This window comes from Marinobacter sp. DUT-3 (assembly GCF_050379435.1).
Taxonomy (GTDB): domain Bacteria; phylum Pseudomonadota; class Gammaproteobacteria; order Pseudomonadales; family Oleiphilaceae; genus Marinobacter.
On sequence record NZ_JBNRMG010000018.1, the window covers coordinates 42,190 to 49,394 of the forward strand.

Sequence of the window (7,205 nt, forward strand, 5' to 3'; positions counted from 1 at the left end):
GGTTATGCTCTGGCTGTGGATTTCATGGACTCCCTGACAGGTGGTTACATTGAACAGGATCAAACGGGGCAGGCAGGTATCACTGGCGGCGGTGTTGGCAGCTGCGGGCTGCGGCTCACCGCTACTGGCACAGCAGACAACCGGGACGGATGACGAACTGGTACTGGAGGTAACCTCTCCGCGCCTGGTTCGTGATCTGTATGAAACGCCTGCGGCGGTGTCGGTGGTCAATGCGCCGGCAATTCGGCAGGGCCAGCAACGGTTGCAGCTGGACGAATCCCTGGACACCGTACCCGGCCTGTTTTTCCAGAACCGTTATAACTTCGCCCAGAACCTGAGACTGTCGACCCGTGGGTTTGGCGCCAGGGCGCCTTTTGGTATCCGCGGTATCCGCCTTCAGGTGGATGGCATTCCCTATACCCTGCCGGATGGCCAGTCCCAGATCGACGCCGTGGACCTGGACTCCGCCCAGCGCATCGAAGTGATCCGCGGCCCGTCATCGGTTCAGTATGGCAATGCCGCCGGTGGCGTACTCGATATCACCACCGCACGCGGGGATGAGCTGCCCGCCGGCGGACGGCTTCGACTTGATGGCGGCAGCCATGATTACCGCAAGGCGACGGTTCAGGGTAATGGCACATCCGGTTCTACCAGTGCCATCGCCACCATGTCCTGGCTCAACGTCAACGGTCACCGGGAGCAGAGCGAGGCCGAAAAGGGCCTGTTTAACGGCCGTGTTTCCCATGAGCTGGAGCCGGGTCGGCGGCTGACCGCAACCCTGAATGCCTTGCACAACCCGCAGTCGGAAGACCCCGGCGGGCTAACCCGCAGCCAGGCCGAAGAGGACCCGCAACAGGCTACCTTCCTGGCCAAACGGCTGGATGCCGGCCAAAGTGTGAATCAGCAGACCCTGGGGCTTCAGTATGAAGAGGCCGCGGCGCTGAAAGGCCAGCTTACCCTCAATACCTTTTTCAGCCGGCGGGATTTTGCCCAGCAGTTACCGTTCCCGGGCGCCAGCCGGGTTGCCTATGATCGCCGGTTCTATGGCATCAGCTCCGATTATCAGCAGGAGTCCGAGCTGGCGGGCCTGCCGTTGACCTGGGTCGCGGGGGTGGATGTACATCGCCAGTCGGATCAGCGGCGGCGCTATCAGGTGTCATTTGATGGCGAGGTGACGGGCCAGACCCAGGATGAAACCCAGAACGCCACCAATGCGGCAGTATTTGCCCAGGGCGACCTGGCGCTGACGGACCAGCTGAACCTCTCCCTGGGGGCGCGCCTTGATCGCCTGAGACTCTCCATCAGTGACCATCGCCGGGAAGACGGTGACGATTCCGGCAGCCGGACGTTCCGGGAAGTCAGTGGTGTCGCGGGGCTCAGTTACCGCCTGGCGCCCCAGCATCAGATCTACGGCACCATCGGCACGGCCTTCGAGTCCCCGACCTTCACCGAATTCGCCAACCCCGATGGCAGCGGCGGATTCAATCCGGACATCGCCCCCCAGGAGGCATTGAACCGGGAAGTGGGGGTGCGCGGGGTCATCGGTGATGGTGTCAGCTACGATATCGCGGTGTTTTCCATTCGGGTGGATGACGAGATCCTGCCCTTTGAACAGGGTGGTCGGACCTTCTATGAGAATGCCGGCCGCACCGATCGGGATGGCATCGAACTGGGTATGGCCTGGGAGTTGTCCTACGCCTGGCGGGTCACCAGCGCGCTGACACTGGCGGATTACAAGCTTCGTGAATTCACCGATGAGCAGGGTAACGATGCCAGTGGAAACCGGCTGCCGGGCCTGCCCCGTGAACAATGGGTCAGCGAGCTGGAATGGCGGGGGCAGGGCAGCCGGTTTGCCGCGCTGGAATGGCAATACACGGGGGATCTGTATGCAGAAAACAGCAACCAGACCCGGGTCAGTGATTATTGGTTGTTGGGGGTGCGGGCAGGCGACAGCCTGAGAGTGTCGGATCAGATCCTCAGCCTGTACGCGGGAGTACGCAACCTGCTGGATGAAGACTATTTTGCCAACGTGCGCATCAACGCCAACGCAGATCGACCCGTTGAAGAGCGTGGCTACTTCGAGCCGGGGCCGGGACGAACATTCTACGCCGGCCTGGAATGGGCATTCTGACGCTACTCGTCATCGAGCTCCCTCGGCGGGCAGTGATGGTCTTCCACCACCGTGCCCTCCTCGACACTTTCCAGGTGAACGTCAAAACCCCACAAACGATGGGCGTGCCGCAATACCTCATCGGTTTCATTGCCCAGCGGAACCCGGTCGACCGGGATATGTCGCAGTGTCAGTGAGCGGTCACCCCTGACGTCCACGTTCCACACCTGAATGTTCGGTTCCCGGTAACTGAGGTTGTACTGGCGTGCCAGTTTTTCCCGCAGGGCGCGGTAACCGTCCTCGTCGTGAATGGCGGTGATGCGGTAAACATCTTCCTGGTCGTCGTTCTGGATCGAGAACAGTTTGAGATCCCGCATGACCTTGGGGGACAGGAACTGCTGGATGAAGCTTTCGTCCTTGAAGTTCTTCATCGCGAAATGCAGGGTTTCCACCCAGTCCGTGCCGGCGATGTCCGGGAACCACTGACGGTCTTCATCAGTGGGGTTTTCACAGATCCGCCTCAGATCCGTGTAGATGGAAAAGCCCAGCGTGTAAGGGTTAATGCCGGAATACCACGGGCTGTCAAAGGGCGGCTGGTAGACCACCGCCGTATGGCTTTGCAGGAATTCCAGCATGAAACCATCGTTCACCAGACCTTTCTCATACAGGCGGTGCAGCAAAGTGTAATGCCAGAAAGAAGCCCAGCCTTCGTTCATCACCTGGGTCTGGCGCTGGGGATAAAAGTACTGGGCCAGCTTGCGCACGATACGGATGATTTCCCGTTGCCAGGTTTCCAGCAACGGGGCGTTTTTCTCGATGAAATAGAGAATGTTTTCCTGAGGGTCCTCCGGGAAGCGTTTTTTGCGCCCTACCGGATCGTCGTCATCGTCCATTTTGGGAATGGTGCGCCAGAGGTCATTGATGCGACGTTGCTGGTATTCCTCCCGTTCCTTCTGGCGTCTTGATTCCTCTGCCGCCGAGATCGGCGCCGGCCGCTTGTAGCGGTCGACGCCGTAATTCATCAGCGCGTGGCAGGAGTCGAGAATTTCCTCAACCGCATCCACCCCGTAACGCTCCTCGCACTCGGCGACGTAATGCCGGGCAAAGACCAGATAATCGATAATCGCACTGGCATCGGTCCAGGTGCGGAACAGGTAGTTGCCCTTGAAGAAGGAATTATGGCCGTAGGAAGCGTGGGCAATCACCAGCGCCTGCATCGGCAGGGTATTCTCCTCCATCAGGTAGGCGATGCAGGGATTGGAGTTGATGACTATTTCATAGGCCAGCCCCATCTGGCCACGCTGGTAACCCTTGGACGTGCTCAGGAACTGTTTGCCAAAGGACCAGTGATGATAGCCCACGGGCATGCCCACGGAGCTGTAGGCGTCCATCATCTGCTCTGCGCTGATGACTTCAACCTGGTTCGGGTACGTATCCAGACCGAATTCTTCGGCGCATTTGGCGATTTCCTCATCGTATTGCCGGATCAGATCGAAGGTCCATTCCGAACTGGTGGAGATCGGTTCCCTGGCCTTCGATTGATCATTGTCCGGAATGTTCGGGCGGTCGATGATGTCACTCATGCGGCTTTCCTCTCGAACAACTGGCGGAACACCGGGTAGATCTCACCCGGGTCGGCGATCTGTTGCAGGGCAAAGCTCTGGGGGAACTGCTCCTGGATCTTCTCATACTCGTACCAGAGCATCTGGTGGTCCTGCGGGGTGATCTCCACGTAGGCAAAGTATTGCACCAGGGGCAGAAGACTCTCCGACAGAATCTTGCTGCACACGGGCGAGTCGTCGTTCCAGTTATCCCCATCCGACGCCTGGGCGGCGTAGATGTTCCATTCACTGGGGGAATAGCGGGATTCGATAATCTTGTGCATCAGCTTCAGCGCACTCGACACAATCGTGCCGCCGGTCTCCCGGGAGTAGAAGAACTCTTCCTCGTCCACCTCCTTGGCACTGGTGTGGTGGCGAATGAAGACCACTTCAATCTTCTTGTAGTTCTTCCTGAGAAACAGGTACAAGAGAATGAAGAAGCGTTTGGCGATGTCCTTGTGCATCTGCGTCATCGAACCGGACACATCCATCAGGCAGAACATCACCGCACTGGTGGCTGGCTGGGGTTGCTTGACGTGCTGCCGGTAGCGCAGGTCGATTTCATCAATGAAGGGAATGCGCTTCACGTTGGCCTTGAGCCGCGCGATCTCCTCCTCAAGCGCCTGAACCTGATCGTCATGGCTGAACGCCGCGTCCAGATCATCCGGGGCGGACTTCAGCGCGGCGAGCTGTTCTTCCAGATCACGAATCTTCTTCTTGCGGGCGCCCCCCAGGCCAAGTCGTCGGGCATGGGCGCCCCGGAGGGAACGCACCACATCCAGCTTGGCGGGTATGCCCTGGGTGGTGAACCCCGAGCGGACATACTTGAACGCTTCGGTATCCTTGAGTTTCTTGCGGGCGAGGTTGGGCAGCTCCAGGTCGTCGAACAGGAAGTCGAGAAACTCCTCCTGGGTGATCTGGAAGGCAAACTCATCCATGCCTTCCCCGTCTGGACTTGCCTGACCCTGTCCTTGCCCCTGGCCGCCACCGCCCTGGGGTTTGGGCAGGGTATCGCCGGCAACGAACTCCTTGTTCCCGGGGTGAACAACCTCGCGGTTGCCACCCTGGCCGTGATGAAAAATGGGTTCTTCAATGTCCCGGGAGGGGATGCTGACTTTCTCACCCCGCTCAATATCCGTAATGGAGCGGCGCTGTACGGCGTCAGCCACCGCTTTTTTGATGTGATGCCGGTAGCGGCGCAGGAACCGCTCCCGGTTCACTGCGCTCTTGTTTTTGCCGTTCAGGCGACGGTCGACTATGTGGGTCATACCCATAGCTTTACTCCAGTTCAGTGAACATTCACTGACTTAGTGAGACTTGCGGACGCGCAGGTACCATTCGGCCAGCAGCCGTACCTGTTTCTCCGTGTAGCCTCGATCGACCATACGCTCGACGAACTGCTTGTGCTTCTTCTGATCTTCCTGGCTGGCTTTCGGGTTGAAAGAGATAACCGGCAGCAGATCCTCGGTGTTGGAGAACATTTTCTTCTCAATCACGCTGCGCAGCTTCTCATAGCTGAGCCAGGAGGGGTTGCGCCCCTGGTTGTTCGCCCGCGCCCGCAACACGAAGTTGACCACCTCGTTGCGGAAGTCCTTCGGGTTGCTGATGCCGGCCGGTTTCTCGATTTTCTCCAACTCGTCGTTGATGGCGGAGCGGTCGAGAATTTCGCCGGTTTCCGGATCCCGGTATTCCTGGTCCTGAATCCAGAAGTCGGCATAGGTCACATAGCGATCGAACAGGTTCTGGCCGTATTCGCTGTAGCTCTCCAGATACGCGGTCTGAATTTCCTTGCCGATGAACTGGACGTAGTGCGGCGCCAGGAACTCCTTGATGAAGCGCAGGTAGCGCTCCTGGGTTTCCGGCTGGAACTGTTCCTGCTCAATCTGTTTTTCCAGGACATACAGCAGATGGACCGGGTTGGCCGCCACTTCCGAGGTGTCGAAGTTAAACACCTTGGAGAGAATCTTGAAGGCAAACCGGGTGGACAGGCCGTCCATGCCCTCGTTGACCCCGGCCGCGTCGCGGTACTCCTGCATCGATTTCGCTTTCGGGTCGGTGTCCTTGATATTCTGGCCATCGTAAACCCGCATCTTGGAGAAGATGCTGGAATTCTCCGGCTCCTTGATCCGCGACAGCACCGAGAACTGGGCCAGCATGTCCAGGGTATCCGGTGCGCAGGGCGCGCCGGCGAGGGAGCTGTTCTTGAGCAGCTTTTTGTAGATCTCGATCTCTTCCGATACCCGCACACAGTAGGGCACCTTGACGATGTACACCCGGTCAAGGAACGCCTCGTTGTGCTTGTTGTTACGGAAGGTCTGCCACTCGGATTCGTTGGAGTGGGCCAGGATAATGCCGTCAAACGGCACCGATCCCATGCCTTCGGTGGTGTTGTAGTTGCCTTCCTGGGTTGCTGTCAGCAGCGGATGAAGCACCTTGATCGGCGCCTTGAACATCTCCACAAACTCTAACAACCCCTGATTGGCCCGGCACAGACCGCCACTGAAGCTGTAGGCATCCGGATCGTCCTGGGAAAAATCCTCCAGCATGCGGATATTCACCTTGCCCACCAGCGCGGAAATGTCCTGGTTATTGTCGTCGCCGGGTTCGGTCTTGGAGACACCTACCTGGTCGAGTACCGAGGGGTATTTTTTCACCACCTTGAACTTGCTGATGTCTCCGCCGTATTCGTGCAGGCGCTTCACCGCCCAGGGCGACATGATGTTTTGCAGGTACCGAAGGGGAATGCCGTACTCTTCCTCAAGAATCGGTCCATCCTCGCCCGGATCAAACAACCCAAGGGGCGACTCGTTTACCGGTGATCCCTTGATGGCATAGAAGGGGACTTTCTGCATCAGAAACTTGAGCTTTTCCGCCAGTGACGATTTACCGCCACCGACCGGGCCCAGCAAATAGAGAATCTGTTTCTTTTCTTCCAGCCCCTGGGCGGCGTGACGGAAGAACGAGACGATGTTTTCCACGGCATCTTCCATACCATAGAACTCGGAAAACTCGGGGTAGCGTTTGATAACCTTGTTGGAAAAAATGCGTGACTGCCGGGAGTCACGGGAAGTGTCGACTAACTCTGGCTCGCCAATGGCCAGTAACATCCTCTCCGCGGCAGTGGCGTATGCCGTTGGGTCCTTTTTGCAGATCTCCAGGTATTCCTCAAGGGAGTATTCTTCCTCCTGAGTTGATTCATACCGGTCTTTGAAGTGCTGCACAATGCTCATAGATGGCCCCTCGCTCGCTGTTCTTCAGCTTTCAGTTCACGCAATATCCCTGTTGCAGTCGGCGCCGCCAACCTGGGCGGTGTGTCTGGTTATTAGTGGAAGAAATGGATACTTCAAACCGATTTACGGTGCGCGGCCGATTTCGGTTTGGTTACTTTGAGCTTAGTTCACGCTCGGAAACTTGGACAGTTGGATTTTGCTTAAGGTTCATTAAATTGTGTTGTGTTTGTGTTCTTGTTTGTGGGGGGGGAGGGAGCACGGGGG

Annotated in this window: 4 protein-coding genes; 1 reads left to right on the top strand and 3 read right to left on the bottom strand. The window is 57.9% G+C overall.

Annotated features, from left to right (window positions below; genetic code table 11):
* Positions 1 to 49 precede the first annotated feature (49 nt).
* The gene (locus ACQUWM_RS18530) at positions 50 to 2,131 is read left to right on the top strand and encodes a TonB-dependent receptor family protein (protein WP_428923079.1); all 2,082 of its coding nucleotides are present in this window, start codon (positions 50 to 52) and stop codon (positions 2,129 to 2,131) included.
* 2 nt (positions 2,132 to 2,133) lie between these two features.
* Here the strand turns inward: ACQUWM_RS18530 and ACQUWM_RS18535 are convergent, their stop codons facing one another.
* The 3 genes from ACQUWM_RS18535 to ACQUWM_RS18545 are packed head-to-tail and all read right to left on the bottom strand — an operon-like array spanning position 2,134 to position 6,941.
* Positions 2,134 to 3,693 carry a SpoVR family protein gene (locus tag ACQUWM_RS18535; RefSeq protein ID WP_407002501.1) on the bottom strand — a complete coding sequence of 520 codons (1,560 nt, stop codon included), beginning with the start codon at positions 3,691 to 3,693 and terminating at the stop codon, positions 2,134 to 2,136.
* On the bottom strand, positions 3,690 to 4,985 hold the full coding sequence (locus tag ACQUWM_RS18540; protein WP_407002500.1) for a YeaH/YhbH family protein: 1,296 nt from the start codon (positions 4,983 to 4,985) through the stop codon (positions 3,690 to 3,692). Before ACQUWM_RS18540 ends, ACQUWM_RS18535 begins: the two co-directional genes overlap by 4 nt.
* Before the next feature lie 33 nt (positions 4,986 to 5,018).
* Positions 5,019 to 6,941 carry a PrkA family serine protein kinase gene (locus ACQUWM_RS18545; RefSeq protein ID WP_407002499.1) on the bottom strand — a complete coding sequence of 641 codons (1,923 nt, stop codon included), beginning with the start codon at positions 6,939 to 6,941 and terminating at the stop codon, positions 5,019 to 5,021.
* Between the last annotated feature and the right edge of the window lie 264 nt (positions 6,942 to 7,205).